Below are 20,471 nucleotides of genomic sequence, written 5' to 3'. Positions count from 1 at the left end.
TTGACAGCTTGAACTGATGTTGTCAGCTGTTAACTGGCCACTGTTTGGGTATTTATCCGCACTTATATAGTTTTTGTATAGTTTTATGGAGTTACTTTTTAACCCCATATCACTTCTTAGCGTGTTTCATTTCTTCTTGAGTTTGCTCGACGACCTCGGCAAGCATGTTAATGACTTTATGTACGCTGCTTGGCAGTTGGTCAAGGTCAATAGCATCAATTAAGTTTTTTACTTCTAAACCGAGCTCAGTATCGCCTTCAATTTGTAATCGACGTTGGAAAAATAGGGTGTCGGGATCTTGTTTACGACCGGCAATTAACAGTAAATCGTCACCTGAAGCTTTAAAGCTAACATCTTCTTGTATTGCTTGGCTTGGCGCGGCCATAACCAAGCTATTGTTTTGAAAGCTTAACCACCAATGTAGATCAATATCGGTAATCGATATTTTCAGCCATTTCTCAGTTAAAAACTCAAAATCGCCATCGTTAATTGCTTCTTTAAATACTGAGTGTAAAGCAGGGATAAGCAGTGATTTTTGGGCGAAAAAGGGCACAAAGCGTAAACTTGGTTTTAAAATTTTTGGCACAAATGACAAGGCATGCTGACGTACGCTAAAAGGAATACTTTGTAAGCTTAATTGGCTGTTTAGTCGGTTACTGAGTTGGCTGGTCACTGTTTGGTCCATTTTTATATCACGCTATAGCTGGCAGATGCCAGACGACATATATAAAACAGTAGCACAGGCCTAGCAATGGTTTTATGAAGTAGATCAAAGTTGAACTAAGGGATTGTTGATTTTTCATTATCGAGATGAAATAAAAACTTTATCAACGCTAAGTTAGTTATTTTATATCAAATAATGTTTTACTCAAGCTAGGTAAACTGCCCCGCATAGTTAATTTAGGTTGGGATGTTATGGAACTTTTGTGTCCTGCAGGCAATTTACCTGCACTTAAAACAGCGATTGATAACGGTGCTGACGCGGTCTACATCGGGATGAAAGATGATACCAATGCTCGTCACTTTGCCGGTCTTAATTTTAATGATGGCAAACTTGCTAAAGCGGCTGATTATGTTCATCAACATGGTAAAAAGCTGCACGTAGCAATTAATACTTTTGCCCATCCAGGTGGCGAAGACCGTTGGCGAAAAGCGGTAGATAATGCTGTCGCTATTGGCTGTGATGCCCTGATCATTGCCGATTTAGGCATTTTAGATTATGCCGCAACAAAATATCCGGATGTTGAGCGCCATGTCTCTGTGCAAGCATCAACCACAAATTTAGAAGCGATTAAGTTCTTCAAAAATAACTTTGCTGTTGAGCGTGTAGTGTTGCCACGAGTTTTATCGGTACAACAAGTGCGTCAATTGGCAAAAAACAGTCCGGTTAAGCTGGAAGTATTTGCTTTTGGTAGCTTATGTATTATGTCAGAAGGGCGCTGCTACCTTTCATCTTACATGACAGGGGAGTCGCCTAATACTGCTGGTGCTTGTTCACCAGCAAAATATGTGCGTTGGCAAGAAACCGATAAAGGCTTAGAAAGTCGCTTGAATAATGTTTTGATTGACCGCTATCAAAGTGATGAAAATGCTGGCTATCCCACCCTATGTAAAGGTCGTTTTGAGGTTGATGATAATGTTTATCATGCTTTAGAAGAGCCAACTAGCTTAAATACCTTAGAGTTGATCCCCGAGTTAGTCAAAATGGGCATAGCATCAGTGAAAATTGAAGGCCGTCAACGTAGTCCTGCTTATGTAGAGCAAGTTGCGAAAACATGGCGTATGGCGCTTGACCGATTTGCCCAAAGCCCAGAGCAATATCAAGTAGAAGCGTCGTGGATGAATACCTTAGCCAACTTATCTGAAGGTAGCCAAACCACCTTAGGTGCTTACCACCGTAAGTGGCAATAACCACTGTAAAGCTAACAAGTGTTAGTTCGACATTTTGTTATCAACAATAAAAGCCATGACTAAAGTTTAGCGGGTGAAAGTGAGTGTGCGACTTGTTAACCGGTCTTTGGCAAATAATGATTGGAAGTATTTATGAAATTATCTCTTGGTCCGAGCTTGTTTTTTTGGCCAAAAAACGATGTTGAAGCGTATTATCAGCAAGCATTAACCAGTAAAGCCGATATTATCTATTTAGGTGAAACCGTGTGTTCAAAGCGCCGAGAGTTACGCGCGAAAGACTGGATAAATCTAGCGAAAGAGCTTGCTAGTGATAGTGACAAGCAAATCGTAATTTCAACCATGACCTTGTTGGAGTCACCAGCAGAAATTCAAACGTTACGGCGCTTATGTGCTAATGGTGAATTATTGATTGAAGCTAATGACTTAAGTGCCGTGCAAATGATGCATGAACAGCAACTGCCCTTCGTGGCTGGACCGGCGATTAATTGCTACAACATGGCAACCTTGAAAGTATTGCTTAAACAAGGCATGAGTCGCTGGGTCATGCCAGTCGAACTTTCGGGGGATTGGTTAAAAACCTTATTGCAGCAAGCAGAACAAGAAAACATCCGTGACCAGTTTGAATGTGAAGTCTTTGCTTGGGGTTATATGCCATTGGCGTACTCTGCTCGCTGTTTTACTGCTCGTTCAGAAGATCGACCTAAAGATGATTGCCAGTACTGTTGTATTAAGTATCCACAAGGGCGAAAAGTGAATAGCCGTGAAGGCGAGCGAGTATTTATTTTAAATGGTATTCAAACCATGTCAGGTTATCAATATAACTTAGTGAATGAAGTGCCTGAAATGGCAAGTATCGGTGTTGATATTGCGCGTATTAGCGCTGATAGTGAGCAAGCTTTTACTATGCTTGACCGATTCGGTAAACAGTTAGTACAAGCCGAAAAATATCCGTTAGACGGGGTTGAAGAGTGTAATGGCTATTGGCATAAAATTGCTGGTATGTCAGTCGCTTAAGGCATAACTAAGCAGAGCTCGGGATAAGCTTAGTCGTAATGCTATGACTTTTTCTTATATCCATTATTCCGTGCTCAGGTTAACTATTATTAACCTCGAATTCATCTTAACTAAAAGGTCATTAAATGTATCAACTGAACGCTGAAGAGTTTAATCCAGAAGAATTTTTAACAAAATATTGGCAGAAAAAACCGCTGGTTATTCGCCAAGGCTTTAAAAACTTTCAAGATCCGATCAGTGCCGATGAGATTGCAGGCTTGGCATGTGAAGAAGAAGTTGAGTCGCGTTTAGTTTATAAGGAAGGAGAGCAATGGCAAGCGCAGTTTGGCCCGTTCGACTCTTATCAACATTTAGGTGATAAGAATTGGTCGTTAGTGGTACAAGCCCTTGATCATTGGTCGGAAGAGGCGGCACAAATGATCGAGCCATTTCGCTTTATTCCGCAGTGGCGTTTAGATGATTTGATGGTGAGTTTTGCAACCCCTGGCGGCGGCGTTGGCCCTCATATTGACTGGTATGATGTTTTTATTTGCCAAGGCTCTGGTAAACGTCATTGGCGTGTGGGTGATAAAGGACAGCATCGAGAGTATACCGCCCATCCTGCTTTGTTGCATGTTGAAGCTTTTAAAGCGATTATTGATGTTGAATTAGCACCAGGAGATATTTTATATATTCCACCAGGATTTCCGCATGAAGGTATTACCTTAGAAACCAGTTTAAGTTTCTCGGTTGGTTTTCGTGCCCAGTCTGCGGTAAGTTTATTGAGTGGCTTGGCTGATCATTTAATTGATCATGAGCAAGGTGGCGAGTTAATTTCTGATCCTGAGCGCGAAATAAGCCAATATAGCGGCGCAATAAATCATGCTGACTTTGCCATGATAAAACAACAAATTACATCATTAACTCAAGATAACGATATGTTGGGTGATTTTATCGGCAGTTTTTATACCCAAGCCAAGCATGAACTTGATTTGCAAGCTCATAATGAACTGATTGAAACCGAGCATGTTATCTTCGCGATGACTGAGCACAACTTAATGCGCTTAGGCGGGCTGAGAGCCTTTTATTTTCCAGAAACCTTATTACAAGGGCTTTGTTATATTAATGGCAGCGCGGCGAAATTTCCGGCGGCTATTGCGCCAATAGTACAGTTAATGTGTGATCAAGTGGTTGTTAGCACTGAGCAGTTAAAACCTTGGCTAAAAAATCGTGATTTTATCGATTTCATTGCTCAGCAAGTTACCGCAGGATATTGGTATTTTTCTGACTCATGAGTGTTATAGCCTTGCTAAAGCTGTTTAAATGGCGATAATAGCGTCGCCTTTATTCCATTCGCTATTAACGACAATACTGACTATGCGCCTCGATAAATTTATTTGTAAAAGCACCGAACTTACCCGCAGCGAAGCTAAAAAGCTGCTTAAAATTGGCAAAGTCACGGTTAATGACCTAATAGTGAAAGATCCTGCAACCCAAGTGCATGAAAATAACTGTATTTGTATTGAAGGCCAAGCGCTAACCGCACGCAGCTCTCGCTATATTATTCTGCATAAGCCAGTAGATACCATTTGTTCAAATGTTGATGAAATTTATCCATCGTTATTACACTTGCTTGATGTCGATAGAGCTTTTGATATGCATATTGCCGGACGTTTAGATGCCGATACTACCGGCTTAGTGTTAATAACCGATGATGGTCGTTGGTCACATAACATTATTTCACCGAAAAAACAGTGTGAAAAAGTTTATCGTGTCTGGTTACGTGATGCATTAAAAGCTGATACCGCAGAAAAATTTATTCATGGCGTACAGCTACAAGGTGAAGAGGGCTTAACTCGCCCCGCAAAGTTGCTGCAAGTTGCAGATCGAGAAGTGCTATTAACCATAACGGAAGGTAAGTATCATCAAGTCAAACGTATGTTTGCCGCCGTTGGTAATAAAGTTGTTGGTTTGCATCGTGAGCAAATTGGTCCGATAAAATTAGCCAATTTACCGCTAGGTGAATGGCGTTACTTAACTCAAGTTGAGGTTGATGCTTTTTTATAAATATCAAGTGTGGATATTCATAAATAGTGAGAACTCTTGTTACAGGTTTTCTGGACTGTAAGGATAAATAGAGTAAAAAAGCGTGTTTTAATGGCCCTTACTGGTATCAAACATCAATATTGCGCGTGACTCTAGATGAGTTGTTATTGAATAGCGATATTGGCATCAGCGCTAATTTAGAGTGAGTGTTCGTTTAAATCTTGATGTCTCTGAAGCGCACTAAGTGATGGTTAATATTTCAAACGTTAATGACCACATGGCAAAGCGGACTGTTTAAGATAAATTTTATAGATTAGGAGGACAACAAAACTTAATTAATATGTTAGATTTTCTCATCGTGTGACGCATTTCTCATTATTTTTAACGATCCACATAAGCTAAGACTTTGAAGTGTCAATTCGTTAGCGCCTTTAAAATAAATAACTAAACTTTTTACCACAACTGCCGATTTAATAAACAGTGAGTCATTGTTTTAAGCATCTGCAAGGGAAAGGTTAATGGACGTTTTAACTGAGTTATTACCATCAAGTTATACTGCAAAAGCTGAACCTTCAGCAAAAGACAGTCGGCAGCGGCAATCACAAGCAAAAAAGTCCCAAGCAAAGAACGCCACTAAAAAGCCTCACTCTGAAGACCAACAAATGGCTTTGAACAATAATGACTTAAAAACAGGGCCAGATAATGAGCGCCGTGCAGGTGACGATCGGCGTCTGCAGAGTATGAAGCGTGGCCGTTGGTTAGAATCTCGTGATAAAAAAGATAGAAGAACAGCGACAACGGACTTATCTCTTAAAGTTTGATTACTACTAAGTTGCTAAAATATTTATTCGGCTGTGCTGGTGATCGCTAATATTTTTGGCATGTTGTTATATTTACTTAATATGAACTTTATTTGACCTGAGGACTTCAATTCCATAATGATATTATTAATGCGTTTTACTTGCATTCTTTTCATGCTGGGAGAAAAAGCACAGCGAATTTTATTATCATTTAAGCTTATTACTGCATCTGATGGTTCTTTTAAAAAATATGATGCTTCAATTTCTGGAATAATAAAACCAGCAATTCTGTTTTTACGATACTTTTTATAGCTATCACCCGGAGATAAGCTAGTAACGGGATGGATATTTTTATTATTGATAAAAGTAACTAATTCCGGATAGATATATCCCAGCGACGTGCCGATTTTTAGTTTTTTATGCTTAGCCAAATCAGTTAAAGTGGTCATACCGAGATTATTTATTAGAATATCTGGGTTGTTATAAAGCACAGCACTCCACTGCAAATCACCGCGTTTGTACCATTGCTTGTTGGCAACACAATGCATATCAATAATATTTTTGATTAAAGATTGTTCTACTCTTTTGCGCGGAATAGGTAGCATTTCAAGCTTAGCGTCGAGTTTATCGGCGATGGCATGGGTTATATCAAATAAAATACCGCTGGTTGGGCGGCCATTAATATCGAAAAATAGCTGTGGGGCAATATTTTGGCTGTAATATGAAGTACGAAGAACTTGTTGTCCTGCAGCTGAAAAGCTTAACGTGAATGATATTGTTAACATAAATATAAAAACGTAAAATTTCATCAGCTCGCTTACCTCACCACTTTCTATTCTGTGCGTTATACCTTGGTGCTCATATCTTGATGATTGTACCTAAGTGATATTATATCGGCATTAAGCTTTGACCATAGCAGCAATGAGCATGGTTAATAACGCTCATTGCTCTGAGCTTATTGCTTTTGATTAAACTGTTCTAGTTGCTCAGCTGTTGCTGGTAACTGGTGTTTTTCTTTCCATTCGCTATAGGGCATGCCGTAAACCTGTGCGCGGGCATCGTCGATATTAACAGTTACCTCTAGTTTTTCAGCTTCTGCGACGGTCCACTTTGACAAACAGTTGCGACAAAAGCCGGCAAGATTCATTAGTTCGATGTTTTGTACATCTTTTCGATTGTCTAAATGCGCCAGTAAACGACGAAATACTGCCGCTTGAATTTCAATTTCTTTATCCATAATGTTCTCCAATTATCTCTTGTTGAAAAATATGACTTGTGACTATCTTAGCCGATAATTTTATTCTGATGTTAAATCTGGTTTTGTGTAAGGTCGAATTTGCACTATCATGCCCATATAGGGATGATCGAAATAATGCACTTCTCCACTGATCACTCGTCGGTCTTGTTTAAAGCGAATAGCCTTTGCTTGTGTTGGTATCGCATTTACCATATCTGTTGCCGTATTTTGTCCTGTTGAACTTGCTAATTGTGCCGTGGCAAGTTCTGATAAATTTTTATCTAAAATATTAAAGTCAGCAGTAATAAATAAATAATGTTTTAAATGAATATTAAAAAAACCATCAATAAACCACGGTTGAACTGGCGGAAGTGGTGGGGTTGCTTGTGTTGTTGTCGTGATATTCTCACCGGCAAATTTTAACGACAAGTCTTCATGGTCAAGCTGTGTTAGCAGTTCATCAGTGTTGTCATTGACTTGTGATACTTGGCTAATAATTTTTTCTAAACGGGCTTTTTTGGCGGCTTGTAATTGTTCAGCTTGATTACTTTTAACTTGCTCAAGGTCAGCAGCAATATTTTCAGTTAAAGCAGATATTGTTGAAGTTTCAGCACCTGTTTGTTCAAGCAATTGCGCTATTTGCTGGGTTTTTGTGTCATTGAAGCGGCTTAATTTCTTTTGGTGATCAACCGCGAAATTTTCACCGGCATAGACTTTGACAGGAATAGACTGCTTTTTAGGTCGAGCAACTTGTCGCCAGCCCATATGTAATAAAGGGCGAAAGTTTTTGCTGTACTTTAAATCTTTGATGACATCATCAAGTTGTAAGGATTCTTTGCTCAGTAAATGGCTTTGGTTGCTGCTAGCATCTTCTGGCGCATCAATTAATAATGGCATTTTATCGACAGTAAAACTGTAGTAGTCAAAACTAGGATTATTTGCTTGGTAATCAGCAAAGTGCTGCTGATCAATACGGCATAATAATTTAGGCTCTACGTTTGCGCTATATTGAAATTTTAGCTGTTGAAATTCAGCGTCAGCGGCTGATACCAGTTGTTGTATTCTGGTATATTTTGCGGCTGATAATTGACTTGGTAATGGCACTGAATCTATATCAGCCATATTGCTTAAGTTATTGTTGTTGGTCGCATCACTATTTGAGTCTACGTTACTTAAAACCGAATTGCTTAAACTTTCGCTATTGGCTGCTTGGCGATTAATTTCTGTGACTGTGTTGTTATTACGGGCATTAAGTTTGTCTGTTGCCGCTGCATCGTCAAAGTGACTATCACCGGTTAAATCAGTGCTATTTGAGCCAGTAATATTGGCATCGACTGTCGTGTTTGATGTGTGGGTATCTACTAATTGTGCTATTTGCGTTAAGGTTTTTTGATGAAATAGTGCAGGCAGTTGTGCCTTGGTCTTAATTAAGTCTTGAGGATACTCAGGCGTCTCACAATTAGGCAATAACTGCTTTAAACTACGAATGTCAGGGTTTAAATAACGGGCGAGTAAGTCTTCCACGCGGCGATATTTAGGTAACTCACTGCTGTCTGGAAAACTTTCTGTTAACTGACTTTTATCACCTAATTGGCTAAAAAGGATAATTTCTACTTCAAACCATCGGTCGTTATTTTTTGATGTTGCTGCCTGTAACGCTAGTGGTAATGTTAAGGCGGCAGAGCATAAAAATAGTTGAGTTAATTTCATTCAGTTTCCAATTAAGGGTTATTTTAGCAAGCCATTCGCTTGTTTATAATAATAGCAAAAGTTGATCAATACATAAATTATCAAACATTTACCTTGCAGCATGAGTTAGCTTTATTAGATATTATGCCCGTAAATGATTGGCCAACTCGTTCAACATGGTGGTAACTAAAACAAAGCGAGATTTTGCATCATCAGTTGCTTGTTTAAATTTCAATTTGTTGGCCCCGTCCATTTTATAGATCTTTGGTTGTTGCTGTATCAAGCCTATGATGAACATGGCGTCTACTTTGGTATCACTACTAAATTCAATTGCGCCACCCGCCGGACCAACATCAATACGGGTAATACCAATTTTTTCCGCTTTAAGTTTAAGCTTAGCGATATGAATTAAATTTTTTGCTGATTGTGGTAATAGTCCAAAACGATCAATAAGCTCAACTTGTACGTCATCAAGCGCTTGCTTATTTTTACAGCTAGCGATGCGCTTATACAAGCTTAAGCGGATACTAACATCGAAAATATAATCATCAGGTAATAGAGCAGCGACCCGCAGATCGACTTCGGTTTGTGTTTTCATCACCTGCTCTAGCGATAGTTGCTTACCGTCTTTTAATGCGGCAACGGCGGCATCAAGCATTTCCATATAAAGACTAAAGCCGACTTGGCTCATTGAACCACTTTGATCTTCGCCTAATAATTCACCGGCCCCACGAATTTCTAAATCATGGGTTGCCAAGGTAAAGCCAGCGCCTAAGTCTTCTAATGATGCGATAGCTTCAAGACGTTTTTTCGCATCTTTGGTCATGCGTTTTTCATGCGGTGTTAACAAGTAAGCATAGGCTTGGTGATGCGAACGACCAACACGACCACGTAATTGATGTAATTGCGCTAAACCTAAATGATCTGCTCGGTCCATTATGATTGTATTGGCGCTAGGAACATCAATACCGGTTTCAATAATAGTAGTACAAACCAATACGTTGTAACGTTGGTGGTAAAAGTCACTCATAATACGTTCGAGATCGCGCTCACGCATTTGGCCATGAGCGGTCGTAATTTTTGCTTCCGGCAGTAATGCTTGAATATCTGCGGCAGTTTTATCTATGGTGTCGACATTGTTATGTAAGAAGTACACCTGACCGCCACGTAATATTTCTCTGAGAATTGATTCGCGAATTAAAGCATCGTCACGTTGGCGAACAAATGTTTTTACTGCTAAGCGCTTGGCTGGTGGTGTTGCTATAATAGATAAATCACGCATGCCGCCCATAGCCATATTTAAGGTTCGTGGAATTGGTGTGGCAGTCAAGGTTAAAATATCGACATTAGCCCGTAGTTGCTTAATTTTTTCTTTTTGTTTAACACCAAACCTGTGTTCTTCATCAACAACTAATAGTCCTAAATCTTTATATTTTATGCTGTTTTGTAAAAGTTTATGGGTGCCTATCAAAATGTCAATTTGGCCAGACTCAACATCTTTGATTATAGCATTTTGTTCTTTTGCGGTTTTAAAGCGCGACAGAACTTCAATGTTCACTGGCCAATTAGCGAAGCGGTCACGGAAGTTTTCGTAGTGCTGTTGAGCGAGTAAGGTAGTTGGCACTAATATCGCGACTTGTTTGCCGTCGTTTACTGCAACAAAGGCGGCACGCATGGCCACTTCTGTTTTACCAAATCCGACATCACCACAAACTAATCTATCCATAGCTTGTGGTGATAACATGTCGCTGATCACAGCATTGATCGCTTGCTCTTGATCTAAGGTTTCTTCAAAGCCAAAACTGTCAGCAAAAGCACGGTAATCAGCTTTGTCACGTTTAAAACTATAACCGTGATTACTGGCACGTTTAGCATAAATATCTAGTAGTTCAGCGGCAACATCACGTACTTTTTCTGCCGCCTTTTGCTTAGCTTTGCTCCAAGTATCGTTGCCAAGTTTATGCAAAGGTGCGTGATCTGCATCAGCGCCTGAATAGCGACTGATTAAATGTAATGAGGCTACGGGGACATATAATTTCGATTCGCCGGCATAACTGAGCATCAAAAATTCAGTGGTAATACCGCCATTTTCAATCGTCTGTAAGCCCATGTAACGACCTATGCCGTGTTCAATATGAACCACAGGTTGGCCGATACTGAGTTCGGCCAAGTTTTTAAATATTGCTTCATTTTGGGTGTCGAGTTGTTTATTACGGCGACGCGTTTGACGAACCCGGTCACCCAGCAATTCAGCTTCAGTTATTAAGGCTATGGCATTTTTTTTAGCACTGCCTTTCGCTTGAAAAATAAAGCCGGCACTTAAGGCGTTAACCGTGATACCTAGTAGGTCATCACTATTAACAAAGTCTTCAATACTGTCAAAAACATTAGGTTTAATTTGATTACGGTGCAGTAATTCTAAAACACTCTCTCGACGCCCTTGGCTCTCAGCAACAAATAACAATTTATTCGGTGTTTCTTTACTGGCAATAAAGTTATTAAGTAATTCAAATGGCTGCTTAAGTTTATGATCTATCGTTAGATCTGGTAGCGTATGGACATCAAATTGTACTTGCGAAGCTTTGACGTCGTCGTCATTAACTTCAGGCTTTAAATTGATGCGATCAAAGGGTTTTAATGCGCTGTACAGTTCTTCACTATTAAGAAATAACTGTTTAGGCGGTAGCAATGGTCGGGTTGGATCATAACGCCTATCTTCATAGCGGTACTCAATATCCGACCAGTAATGTGTTAAGGCTTTATCAATATCACCACTGATAATAACGAGCGTATTTGCTGAGAGGTAATCACATAAGGTATTGGTTTGTTTAAAAAATAATGGCAAATAGTATTCGATGCCAGCAGGCATAATGCCATTACTAACTTGATGGTAAATAGATTCTTTATCAATAACGCTGGTAAATTGCTCGCGATATTGACTGCGAAATAAGTTGGTGCCGTCAGTGTCGGTAGGAAACTCATGCGCAGGCAGTAGATCAATGCCAGATATTTTATCACTTGAGCGCTGGTTTTCTGGATCAAATAAGCGTATTTCATCAATTTCGTCATCAAAAAAGTCTAAACGAAACGGTGTTTTACTGCCCATAGGGAAAATATCAAGTATAGCGCCACGGGCTGAGAACTCACCGTGCTCCATGACTTGATCAACACAGCGGTAGCCGCTTGCTTCTAATTCTTGCCTAAGTTGATGTAAGTCTTTTTTATCACCTTTTTTGATGATTAAGCTATTGGCTTCTAAATATTGCTTAGGTGCCAGACGCTGCATTAAAGTTGAAATTGGCACAATAACAATGCCCTTGTCCATGCGTGATAACTGGTACAAGGTGGCTAAACGCTGTGAAATAATATCTTGGTGTGGTGAAAATGTATCATACGGTAAGGTTTCCCAATCTGGAAATAAACAAATGGGTAACTGTGCCTGTTGATTCAAACTCGCCAATTCTTGCTCTAAACGTAATGCCGAAGGCGTATCATGAGTGAGTAATAATATTGGCTGCTGTGTGGACAATGCACCATGAAAAATAGCAATACTTGCACTACTTCCAGGCAGATTTTGCCAGATTTTTCTGTCGGTACTTTTACCACGGTTTTTAGCTAATACTGGATTGAATAGACTAACATTTTTACTCATGACTGCTCTTATTGCTTTAATGCTAAATAACGATAGCCATAGTACAGCAAGCTGAAATTTTGCAGCTTGAAGTGATCCGGCTATATATCGACAGATTAACTGACGATTTCAGGATAATTTGTCGGTATCTTAACATGAGTTTTACCGGATCTTTAACCGCTAAATGTAAAGCCTTGAAGCTTTTGTGTTAAATAGCCTTGCGGCTAAAGATCTCATTATTTAAAGCGTGTATAATACTAGGTAATTGAAGCACTATTGTATTATAAATACTTAATGACATTAGGTATGGTAAAAACAATACTAACCAGCGAAGTTCGTTGGTTTTTTGGAGAAGTTTGTGACTAACAACGATGTTTTGCGTCGCCTGAGATATACCTTTAATTTTAATGATCAAAAGGTTATCGCTATTTTTGCTGCTGGCGATTTAACCGTGACGCGTGATCAAATCAGTAACTGGTTAAAAAAAGAAGAAGACCCTGCTTATGTCAATTGTCCTGATACGACTTGTGCGGCGTTTTTAAATGGCTTTATTAATGAACGTCGTGGTAAAAAAGAGGGCGAGCCTGTAAAAGCCGAAAAGCGTTTAAATAATAATCTTATTCTTACTAAGCTTAAAATTGCTTTTAATTTAAAAGCGGAAGATATTATTGAAATATTGGCGTTAGCCAATTTTAATTTAAATAAACCGGAATTAAGTGCTTTTTCTCGCAAGCCTGATCATAAAAACTATCGCGAATGTAAAGATCAAGTATTACGTAATTTTTTGCAGGGTATTGATAAAAAGTTTCATGTCCAACGTCGAGCTAAAGCGCAAGTAACAAGCCCTACAGTTGAAGAAAGTAAAGATAAATTAGAGCAGGTTTTAGCGGCTAAAAATTATAATTCAGCAAAAGCTAACGCCAGTAAAATTTATGTTAATCCGAATAAAACTAAAGTTGAACGTCAACCTGGTGAACGAAAAGTGTTAAAGCTTAAACCGAAAGATATTTGGGGTGAGTAACTAAGTAGCAGCTCAATTTCAGCTGAATCCGGCATCTTGAAGTGGCATGGATATATAATCTAAAAACTGACAATTATCGTTAAAGCAATAATTGTCAGTGTAATCGTCACTATAAATAATAAAGGAACTATTATGCCTAATCGAACGGAAGCCCCAGAAATAGTAGCGATACCTCGCTGGTTTAGATTCGCAGCCACTTTAGCTTTGTTATGGAATTTATTGGGTGTGATGGCGTTTATCGACCAGATGATGATGACATCAGCAACATTGGCTGAGTTACCACAATCTCAACAGGACTTATATGCTAGCGTGCCTTGGTGGGCAACGGCTGCTTTTGCTGTTGCGGTGTTTACTGGCACATTAGGCAGTTTAGCTTTACTAATGAAAAAGCCCATTTGCTATAAGTTATTTGTGCTGTCATTTGTTAGTGTTGTTGTACAAATGTTCCATTTATTTTTTATCAGTAACTCATATGAAGTTTACGGTCCAGCGGGCACAATAATGCCGATTATGGTACTGTTTATTGCCTTAGTATTAGTACGCTTTGCAGCTAAAGCTAATAATAATCACTGGTTTAGTGAGTCTTAATCTACGGATTGATACCTTTACCAATCTGTTTAAGAAAATACTCTGTTAGCCTTAACGTAAAGGTTTAATCAATAATGCAGCATACATGCCTTAACACTTGCCTTTTGGCAGCTTATGAATACCGTGATAACTGCACAACATTTGCTTGATATAGATATCATACTAGCTTGATAAATATTGTTTTTTCAAATCTCACTCAAATAACGCTAAGTGAGCACTTCTTAAGATGGAGTGAGATGGCTATAGATAGGCTTTTTTGTTGTTTTTATTAGAAAAACAACAAAAAACTTAATACTAGTGATACAATTTAACGCTTAACTTCCGCTCAATAACGCCTCGGTTTAATGAATAAATGCTAGTCAATTTGAAAGCTAAATTACTTGGTGCGATTTTATGTTCATTGGTCGCTATTATCGCAACAATTATTGCTGCTCGCTATCAAGCACCGGTTATGCTGTTTGCATTATTATTAGGCTTGATCTTGCATTCATTTTATCAACATAAAAATATTCAAGCAGGAGTTAACTACTGTTCAAAAGAGTTGTTGCGTTTTTGTGTCGGCTTACTTGGCGTACGTATTGCTTTTGCAGATATTGTTTCGCTTGGTATTACGCCGCCGCTAATTGTCATGGTAAGCATGTTGTTAACCATATTTTTTGGTGTCTTGTTTGCCCGTATTTTAGGTTTACCTAAGACTTTTGGTGTTTTATCTGGTGGTGCGGTTGCGGTGTGTGGTGTTTCGGCAGCAGCGGCAATATCAACGGTATTACCAAACGATAAATTTCAAGAAAAGTATTTTGCTTTAACGGTGATTGGCATTACCACTTTTAGTACCTTGTCGATGATATTTTATCCTATTGTTGCAAGCTACTTAGGCTTTTCAGATGAATTGGCTGGGGTTTTTATTGGCGGTGCAATTCACGATGTTGCGCAAGTTATTGGCGCAGGTTATAGCGTTTCTCCAGAAGCAGGTGATGTAGCGACTTATATAAAACTGCTCAGAGTGGCTTTACTAATGCCGATTGTCATGATGGTGTTTTTTGCTTATAAAGAAAAAGATAGTGCAATGCCGGGCGGTGTTAGTGCTTTTATTCCCAGCTTTTTAATTATGTTTTTTGTCTTGGCATTTGTTAAAAATTTGGGCTTACTACCGCTTTGGCTGATTGAGATAATTCGTAGTATGTCGAGTAATTTATTGGTGGTGGCTATTGCTGCCATTGGAGTTAAAACCTCATTAAAACAAGTGGTTTCTGTTGGTTGGCGACCGGTATTGTTAATGGGCAGTGAAACTGTATTTTTAGCGACTTTGATTATCGCCGGTATTATCTGCTTTTATTAATGCTGCTTTCAGTTCGACTCGCTTTTATTTAAGCCCTGATACTTATTCAGTGACGGGCTTAATTTGAAAAGTTTGGTTTGAAGCTTAGTTGAAGATAGGTTAGAAAAACAAAAAACTTAATACTAGAGGCTGTTGAACTTTCGCGGTTAAATTTTGTTCAAGATAAAAATACTTTTAGCCGACTCCTTCGGATAGCGTTTGTTGGACATTTTTACTACGTTGTCCCACATGGATGTGGGGTAAGGTGACTTTGCAGGAGCATAAAGACTTTATCGTCTTTTTATCTGCAATAACGTAATAAAGGTTCTGACCTTGACAAATACACAATAATTCGCTGCAAAAAAATCTTGAAAGATCAATAGCCCCTAGTCATAAAGTAGGGTCCTAAGGATTTGAAAATAAACCTTGTCGGTCATCAAGGTTTATTCAATAAGTACTTGGCTGGTTATTATATCTTGTTAAAATAAAGGCAGGAATAATACCGTACGTCATGGAGTTTTAACTTGAAGTACTACATGCTAAAACGCAGAAATTAAACGTATCCCTAATTAACCAATAGTATAAACAACTTATTTTCGACTTAGAAGTTGGGTAATTTAACATCGACAACAACCGCGCAGAAAGCGCTATAGATGTCACTACACATTGTGATGTTATATATAGTTACATTGAAAAAAGGATATCTCATGAAAAATAAAATTCCACTGGTTCCGGCTCTTATTGCCGTAGGAATGACTCTGCTTATATGGTTTGTGATCCCAATACCTCAAGGTGTTCCCCCTGAATCGTGGCATCTTCTAGCACTTTTTGTAGGAACAATAGCCGCTATTATCGGAAAAGCTATGCCAATCGGTGCAATAGCAATAATTGCCATTACTTTAGTTGCAATTACAGGAGTAACAAGTCCAAACCCATCAACCGCTATAAAAGACGCTCTTAGCGGTTTTTCTAGTCCATTAATTTGGTTGATTGGTGTAGCTATTATTATCTCAAGAGGTTTGGCAAAAACAGGTTTAGGTAATCGTATTGGGTACTATTTTATTTCAGTGTTTGGTAAAAAAACCATAGGGATAGGATATTCTCTAGCAATTTCAGAACTGCTTATTGCTCCAGTTACGCCTAGCAATACTGCACGCGGGGGAGGGATAATTCACCCAATTATGAAATCTATTGCAGCAAGCTTTAACTCTTCACCTGAAGAAGGAACTTCCAATAAGGTAGGAAAATATCTAGCTCTTACAAGTTATCACATCAACCCAATTACTTCCGCAATGTTTATTACAGCAACAGCGCCTAATCCTTTGATTGTTAAATTGATTTCAGATGCAACAGCCGCCGATATTAGCATTACTTGGGGACAATGGGCGCTTGGGGCACTGATTCCTGGTTTAGTATGTATTGCTTTAGTTCCGATTGTGGTTCGTATCTTTTTTCCTCCAGAGATCTCAGAAACCCCTAATGCTCCTGCTTTTGCACAAGAAAAGTTAAAAGAGATGGGTAAGATGACTAGGGATGAAAAGATAATGATTGGTGTTTTTGGACTACTGCTTACCTTATGGGCAGGGGTTCCAGCAATGATTTTTGGTAGTGCTTTTACTTTAAATGCTACAACTGTGGCTCTGCTTGGCTTGGTAATTTTATTATTAACTAGTGTGCTTACTTGGGAAGATGTTCTTAAAGAGAAGTCTGCTTGGGATACAATCATATGGTTTGCCGCTCTCATTATGATGGCTGGATTTTTAAATAAACTCGGCCTGATAAAGTGGTTTTCAGTTGTTGTGCAGACAAGTATCGCCAATTTTGGCATTGGTTGGGAGTTGTCTGTTTTGGTTCTAATGTTAATCTACTTTTATACTCACTATTTTTTTGCAAGTACAACAGCACATATTACAGCGATGTTTGCTGCATTTTTTATAGCAGGAGTAGCCCTAGGAGCACCACCACTTTTCCTCGCATTTCTTTTAGCGGGAGCTTCATCTTTAATGATGTCATTAACTCACTACGCGACAGGAACTTCTCCTATTGTGTTTGGTTCAGGGTATGCAACCCTTGGAGAGTGGTGGAAAATGGGTTTTATTATGAGCGTTGTTAACCTTACAATTTGGACTGTAGTTGGTGGCGTTTGGTGGAAATTATTGGGTTTTTGGTAGAAAACGAGAGAAAATTTTAGTTATGTCTTCTTATGAAAATAGCTCACTAAACAGATCAGCCATCTTGGCAAACCATTTTTTTACCGAATAAAAGCTACTTGAGACTGCCTTACAAGCGAACGGCAGAGTCAATCATGAGAATTGAGGGCAAGGAGTCAACATCGTACAGCGTAATCCAACACAAGAACGCCAATGGCTAGTATTGATCGACGGTCATCCTCATCAGATCCGATTAATTAATCATGTCATGAAAGATTATCAATCTCTTGCGCTTTATTAGCGCATGATATCGGTTTGAATCAACAAACAATCATAAAATGATGAAAGCGATCTGAAAGAAAACGTTGTTAGTATAATTTGGTAGCAATAATTATGAATTTATGGTTTTAACATGGTTGCTTATCTAAAAAGAACGCTACGTTATATAAAACACTCAACTTTACTAGCCGTGTTTTTTTCTTGTAGGGGGCCGTTACTCTGTATCAAGCTTTGCAGTTAAAGAACTAGATGTCATTACCTCAGGTGGGTTTGCACCGCATATAAAGCATTATACCAATTTTACTAAGTTTCTGAGTGGGAACAAACTTAATAGACTTGGTATAAGTTTTGGATTGTCGTTTTTGATTCATAAATACCTCGATTAACTAGGGGGGGCTTTCACGGTTAAATTTTGTTCGAGGTAAAAGTATTTTAATCACGGCGAGTGGTGTGTAGTCGAGTCATGCAATACAAACACGACCCACAGCTAGCGCCCCCTACTCTCGTAAAGTACCTACATCCGTGCAGGCAACAAAGAGAAGAGTACTGTTAGTCGACTATTTCGGACCGCGTTTGTTGGGCATTTTTACTGCGTTGCCCCACATGGATGTGAGCTAAGGTGACTTTGCAGGAGCATAAAGTCTTTATCGTTTTTTATGTGGAATAACCACATGATAAAGACTCTACTTTGTATGAATATCTAACAATTCGCTGCAAAAACAATCTTGAAAGATCAATAGCCCCTAATAGTCACTTTCGATAGCATTAGCTTCACTAATACGTTCTATTCTTGCTTCTTCTTCCTCAAAAGCCGCTTTAATCTCTTCTAAAACCGTATCAACATCGGCACTTTGGGTGTTTTCTTTGAAGAGGCCTGTCAGATTTGACTCTGCTGTTAGCTCGCCACTTTCAAACAGAGCCCACATTTCTTGGCCATATTTACTGTGCTTTAACTCAGGACTAAATTGAGCGTAGTAATTAGTCATATTCGCAACATCTCGCATTAACATGGCTTTAGCATTGTTGTTAGCTGAGGCATCTACCGCTTGTGGTAAATCAATAATAACTGGACCATAGTCATCAACAAGCACGTTGAATTCTGATAAATCACCATGAATAATACCAGCACAAAGCATTAACTTGACGTAATGCATGACGAGTGTGTGATCTTCTAGTGCTTGCTCTGCGGGCATTACTACGTCATTTAAACGAGGTGCAACATCGCCGGCGTCATCAGTAACTAACTCCATTAATAAAACCCCGTCGAAACAACCAAAGGGTTGAGGTACACGTACGCCAGCTTCTGCCAATTTGTACAAGGCGTCAACCTCAGCGTTTTGCCAAGCAGACTCTTGTTGGTCTCGACCGTATTTTGAGCCTTTTTCCATTGCTCGAGCGCGACGGCTATTGCGACTTTTTCTACCTTCTTGATATTGTGCGGCTTTTTTAAAGCTACGTTTAATAGCTTCTTTGTAAACTTTCGCGCAGCGAACATCGTCGCCGCAACGTACCATATAAACAGTGGCTTCTTTTCCACTCATTAATTGGCTTATTACTTCGTCTATTAGGCCATCATCAACAAGTGGCTGTATGCGTTTAGGTACTTTCATAGCGCCGTTATACCTTAGTTGGGCGTTGGAAGAAAGAACAAAATTATAAGTTTTTATTTATCAATAGATTAAAAGATTGTCCTGTTGAGGTATTATAATCAAAACAGTGCCATATTAATGTAACTTAGATGATCCCATTTATTAGTCAATTACCTGAGCCTGAACAAGCTACTTGGATAGCGGCGCTTAATCAAGCGTTGCCTAACGAAAGAATTGTTCATATTAGCGATATGCCAGCGGCAAAAAAGCTGCATTGCCAACTCGCCATTGTTGCCAATCCTGATATTAGGCAATTAACCGAGTTTGAAAACTTGCTATGGCTACATAGTGTTTGGGCCGGTGTTGAGAATTTGATGATATCGTTAGCTGATTCTGCTATTGAGGTAGTACGTTTGATTGATCCTATACTCAGTCAAACAATGGCTGAGGCTGTATTGGCATGGAGTTTATATTTACATCGCGATATGCCTCTATATGCTAAACAGCAACAAAGTCAGCATTGGCAACAACATCCTCATTTATTAGCAAGTGATAGGCGGATCGGCATTCTAGGCTTAGGTGAACTAGGCCAAGCAAGTGCTGAGCAATTAAAAAAGAATGGCTTTAAGGTGATGGGGTGGAGCCGTACAGCGAAGACGATGGCAAATATAGCCACTTACAGCGGAGCGGATGGTTTAACTGAAATGTTAAAGCAAAGTGATATTTTAGTTTGTTTACTGCCGCTAACTTCAGCAACGCAAGGGCTTATCAATAAAACACTATTAATGCAGTTACCCAAATCGAGTCGCATCATTAATTTTGCCCGTGGCGGTATTATTAACACTCCTGAATTATTGCATATGCTGGAGCTTGGACATATTAGCCATGCAGTGCTTGATGTTTTTGACCATGAGCCTTTAAGCGTTAATAGTGAACTTTGGCAACATCCGAATATAACGGTTTTACCTCATATTTCAGCGCCAACCAACCTCAATAGTGCTTGTGAAATTGTGGCGAAAAATATTACACGCTTTCGCATTACAGGTGAAATACCTCAGTCGGTAGATAAAATTAATGGATATTAAATGTTGCGTAGTCGGGATAATCGCTTTGCAAAGCGACTATCCCGAGTTTAAATGCAGTTAAAGATTAACCCTAGTGTCTTGCCATTAGCTTAGAAACATGTGTTTAGAAGCATGGATTTAGAAGTATGAGTGGA

At 39.1% G+C, this 20,471-nt stretch carries 15 protein-coding genes and 1 pseudogene; 10 read left to right on the top strand and 6 right to left on the bottom strand.

What is annotated here, in order from left to right:
• Nucleotides 1–109: 109 nt before the first annotated feature.
• Nucleotides 110–673 (bottom strand): SCP2 domain-containing protein, encoded by a 564-nt coding sequence (locus FGD67_RS05175; RefSeq protein WP_306556786.1) that lies wholly within the window; start codon nt 671–673, stop codon nt 110–112.
• 242 nt (nt 674–915) lie between these two features.
• Here FGD67_RS05175 and FGD67_RS05170 point away from each other — a divergent pair, with 242 nt between their 5' ends.
• The 5 genes from FGD67_RS05170 to FGD67_RS05150 all read left to right on the top strand — a co-directional run bounded on the left by FGD67_RS05170 (nt 916) and on the right by FGD67_RS05150 (nt 5,771).
• Nucleotides 916–1,911 carry a peptidase U32 family protein gene (locus FGD67_RS05170; protein ID WP_257173990.1) on the top strand — a complete coding sequence of 332 codons (996 nt, stop codon included), beginning with the start codon at nt 916–918 and terminating at the stop codon, nt 1,909–1,911.
• 132 nt (nt 1,912–2,043) lie between these two features.
• The gene (locus FGD67_RS05165) at nt 2,044–2,925 is read left to right on the top strand and encodes a U32 family peptidase (protein ID WP_257173989.1); all 882 of its coding nucleotides are present in this window, start codon (nt 2,044–2,046) and stop codon (nt 2,923–2,925) included.
• Nucleotides 2,926–3,050: 125 nt separating this feature from the next.
• Nucleotides 3,051–4,199 carry a cupin domain-containing protein gene (locus FGD67_RS05160; RefSeq protein WP_257173988.1) on the top strand — a complete coding sequence of 383 codons (1,149 nt, stop codon included), beginning with the start codon at nt 3,051–3,053 and terminating at the stop codon, nt 4,197–4,199.
• 82 nt (nt 4,200–4,281) lie between these two features.
• Complete coding sequence (locus FGD67_RS05155; protein WP_257175073.1) at nt 4,282–4,971, top strand: pseudouridine synthase; 690 nt, start codon at nt 4,282–4,284, stop codon at nt 4,969–4,971.
• Between the two features lie 497 nt (nt 4,972–5,468).
• The gene (locus FGD67_RS05150; protein WP_257173987.1) at nt 5,469–5,771 is read left to right on the top strand and encodes a hypothetical protein; all 303 of its coding nucleotides are present in this window, start codon (nt 5,469–5,471) and stop codon (nt 5,769–5,771) included.
• 23 nt (nt 5,772–5,794) lie between these two features.
• Here FGD67_RS05150 and FGD67_RS05145 read toward each other — a convergent pair whose 3' ends face one another.
• From FGD67_RS05145 to mfd, 4 genes are all read right to left on the bottom strand, one after another.
• Nucleotides 5,795–6,559 (bottom strand): ABC transporter substrate-binding protein, encoded by a 765-nt coding sequence (locus FGD67_RS05145; RefSeq protein WP_257173986.1) that lies wholly within the window; start codon nt 6,557–6,559, stop codon nt 5,795–5,797.
• A 146-nt stretch (nt 6,560–6,705) separates the two neighbouring features.
• Complete coding sequence (locus tag FGD67_RS05140) at nt 6,706–6,987, bottom strand: DUF1244 domain-containing protein (protein ID WP_257173985.1); 282 nt, start codon at nt 6,985–6,987, stop codon at nt 6,706–6,708.
• Nucleotides 6,988–7,047: 60 nt separating this feature from the next.
• The gene (locus FGD67_RS05135; protein WP_257173984.1) at nt 7,048–8,697 is read right to left on the bottom strand and encodes a peptidoglycan binding protein CsiV; all 1,650 of its coding nucleotides are present in this window, start codon (nt 8,695–8,697) and stop codon (nt 7,048–7,050) included.
• Between the two features lie 121 nt (nt 8,698–8,818).
• Nucleotides 8,819–12,328, bottom strand: a complete 3,510-nt coding sequence (gene mfd / locus FGD67_RS05130) for a transcription-repair coupling factor (protein ID WP_257173983.1) — start codon at nt 12,326–12,328, stop codon at nt 8,819–8,821.
• Nucleotides 12,329–12,665: 337 nt separating this feature from the next.
• Here mfd and FGD67_RS05125 point away from each other — a divergent pair.
• From FGD67_RS05125 to FGD67_RS05110, 4 genes and pseudogenes are all read left to right on the top strand, one after another.
• Nucleotides 12,666–13,115 (top strand): annotated as a pseudogene (locus FGD67_RS05125) (DUF1456 family protein); the annotation flags it as partial.
• Between the two features lie 345 nt (nt 13,116–13,460).
• Nucleotides 13,461–13,916, top strand: a complete 456-nt coding sequence (locus FGD67_RS05120; protein WP_257173982.1) for a hypothetical protein — start codon at nt 13,461–13,463, stop codon at nt 13,914–13,916.
• Between the two features lie 352 nt (nt 13,917–14,268).
• Nucleotides 14,269–15,255: a YeiH family protein gene (locus FGD67_RS05115; RefSeq protein ID WP_257173981.1), complete on the top strand. Its 987-nt coding sequence runs from the start codon at nt 14,269–14,271 to the stop codon at nt 15,253–15,255.
• Nucleotides 15,256–15,941: 686 nt separating this feature from the next.
• Nucleotides 15,942–17,405, top strand: a complete 1,464-nt coding sequence (locus FGD67_RS05110; protein WP_257173980.1) for an anion permease — start codon at nt 15,942–15,944, stop codon at nt 17,403–17,405.
• Between the two features lie 1,001 nt (nt 17,406–18,406).
• On the opposite strand, the gene FGD67_RS05105 is transcribed toward FGD67_RS05110, so the two are convergent.
• A complete protein-coding gene (locus FGD67_RS05105) occupies nt 18,407–19,273 on the bottom strand; it encodes a PA4780 family RIO1-like protein kinase (RefSeq protein WP_257173979.1) in 867 nt (288 codons plus the stop codon).
• A 128-nt stretch (nt 19,274–19,401) separates the two neighbouring features.
• Between FGD67_RS05105 and FGD67_RS05100 the strand changes: the two genes are divergently transcribed.
• The gene (locus FGD67_RS05100) at nt 19,402–20,337 is read left to right on the top strand and encodes a glyoxylate/hydroxypyruvate reductase A (RefSeq protein ID WP_257173978.1); all 936 of its coding nucleotides are present in this window, start codon (nt 19,402–19,404) and stop codon (nt 20,335–20,337) included.
• Nucleotides 20,338–20,471 lie beyond the last annotated feature (134 nt).

It is taken from the genome of Colwellia sp. M166 (genome assembly GCF_024585285.1).
GTDB lineage: Bacteria > Pseudomonadota > Gammaproteobacteria > Enterobacterales > Alteromonadaceae > Cognaticolwellia.
The sequence above is the reverse complement of the archived record's forward strand: the minus strand, read 5'-3'. Positions and strand labels throughout refer to the sequence as shown.

Bases quoted from the DNA above. Each gene is read 5' to 3' on its own strand.
- FGD67_RS05170 (WP_257173990.1), top strand. From the start codon at position 916: ATGGAACTTTTGTGTCCTGCAGGCAATTTACCTGCACTTAAAACAGCG.
- FGD67_RS05165 (WP_257173989.1), top strand. From the start codon at position 2,044: ATGAAATTATCTCTTGGTCCGAGCTTGTTTTTTTGGCCAAAAAACGAT.
- FGD67_RS05160 (WP_257173988.1), top strand. From the start codon at position 3,051: ATGTATCAACTGAACGCTGAAGAGTTTAATCCAGAAGAATTTTTAACA.
- FGD67_RS05155 (WP_257175073.1), top strand. From the start codon at position 4,282: ATGCGCCTCGATAAATTTATTTGTAAAAGCACCGAACTTACCCGCAGC.
- FGD67_RS05150 (WP_257173987.1), top strand. From the start codon at position 5,469: ATGGACGTTTTAACTGAGTTATTACCATCAAGTTATACTGCAAAAGCT.
- FGD67_RS05145 (WP_257173986.1), bottom strand. From the start codon at position 6,559: ATGAAATTTTACGTTTTTATATTTATGTTAACAATATCATTCACGTTA.
- FGD67_RS05140 (WP_257173985.1), bottom strand. From the start codon at position 6,987: ATGGATAAAGAAATTGAAATTCAAGCGGCAGTATTTCGTCGTTTACTG.
- FGD67_RS05135 (WP_257173984.1), bottom strand. From the start codon at position 8,697: ATGAAATTAACTCAACTATTTTTATGCTCTGCCGCCTTAACATTACCA.
- mfd (WP_257173983.1), bottom strand. From the start codon at position 12,328: ATGAGTAAAAATGTTAGTCTATTCAATCCAGTATTAGCTAAAAACCGT.
- FGD67_RS05120 (WP_257173982.1), top strand. From the start codon at position 13,461: ATGCCTAATCGAACGGAAGCCCCAGAAATAGTAGCGATACCTCGCTGG.
- FGD67_RS05115 (WP_257173981.1), top strand. From the start codon at position 14,269: ATGCTAGTCAATTTGAAAGCTAAATTACTTGGTGCGATTTTATGTTCA.
- FGD67_RS05110 (WP_257173980.1), top strand. From the start codon at position 15,942: ATGAAAAATAAAATTCCACTGGTTCCGGCTCTTATTGCCGTAGGAATG.
- FGD67_RS05105 (WP_257173979.1), bottom strand. From the start codon at position 19,273: ATGAAAGTACCTAAACGCATACAGCCACTTGTTGATGATGGCCTAATA.
- FGD67_RS05100 (WP_257173978.1), top strand. From the start codon at position 19,402: ATGATCCCATTTATTAGTCAATTACCTGAGCCTGAACAAGCTACTTGG.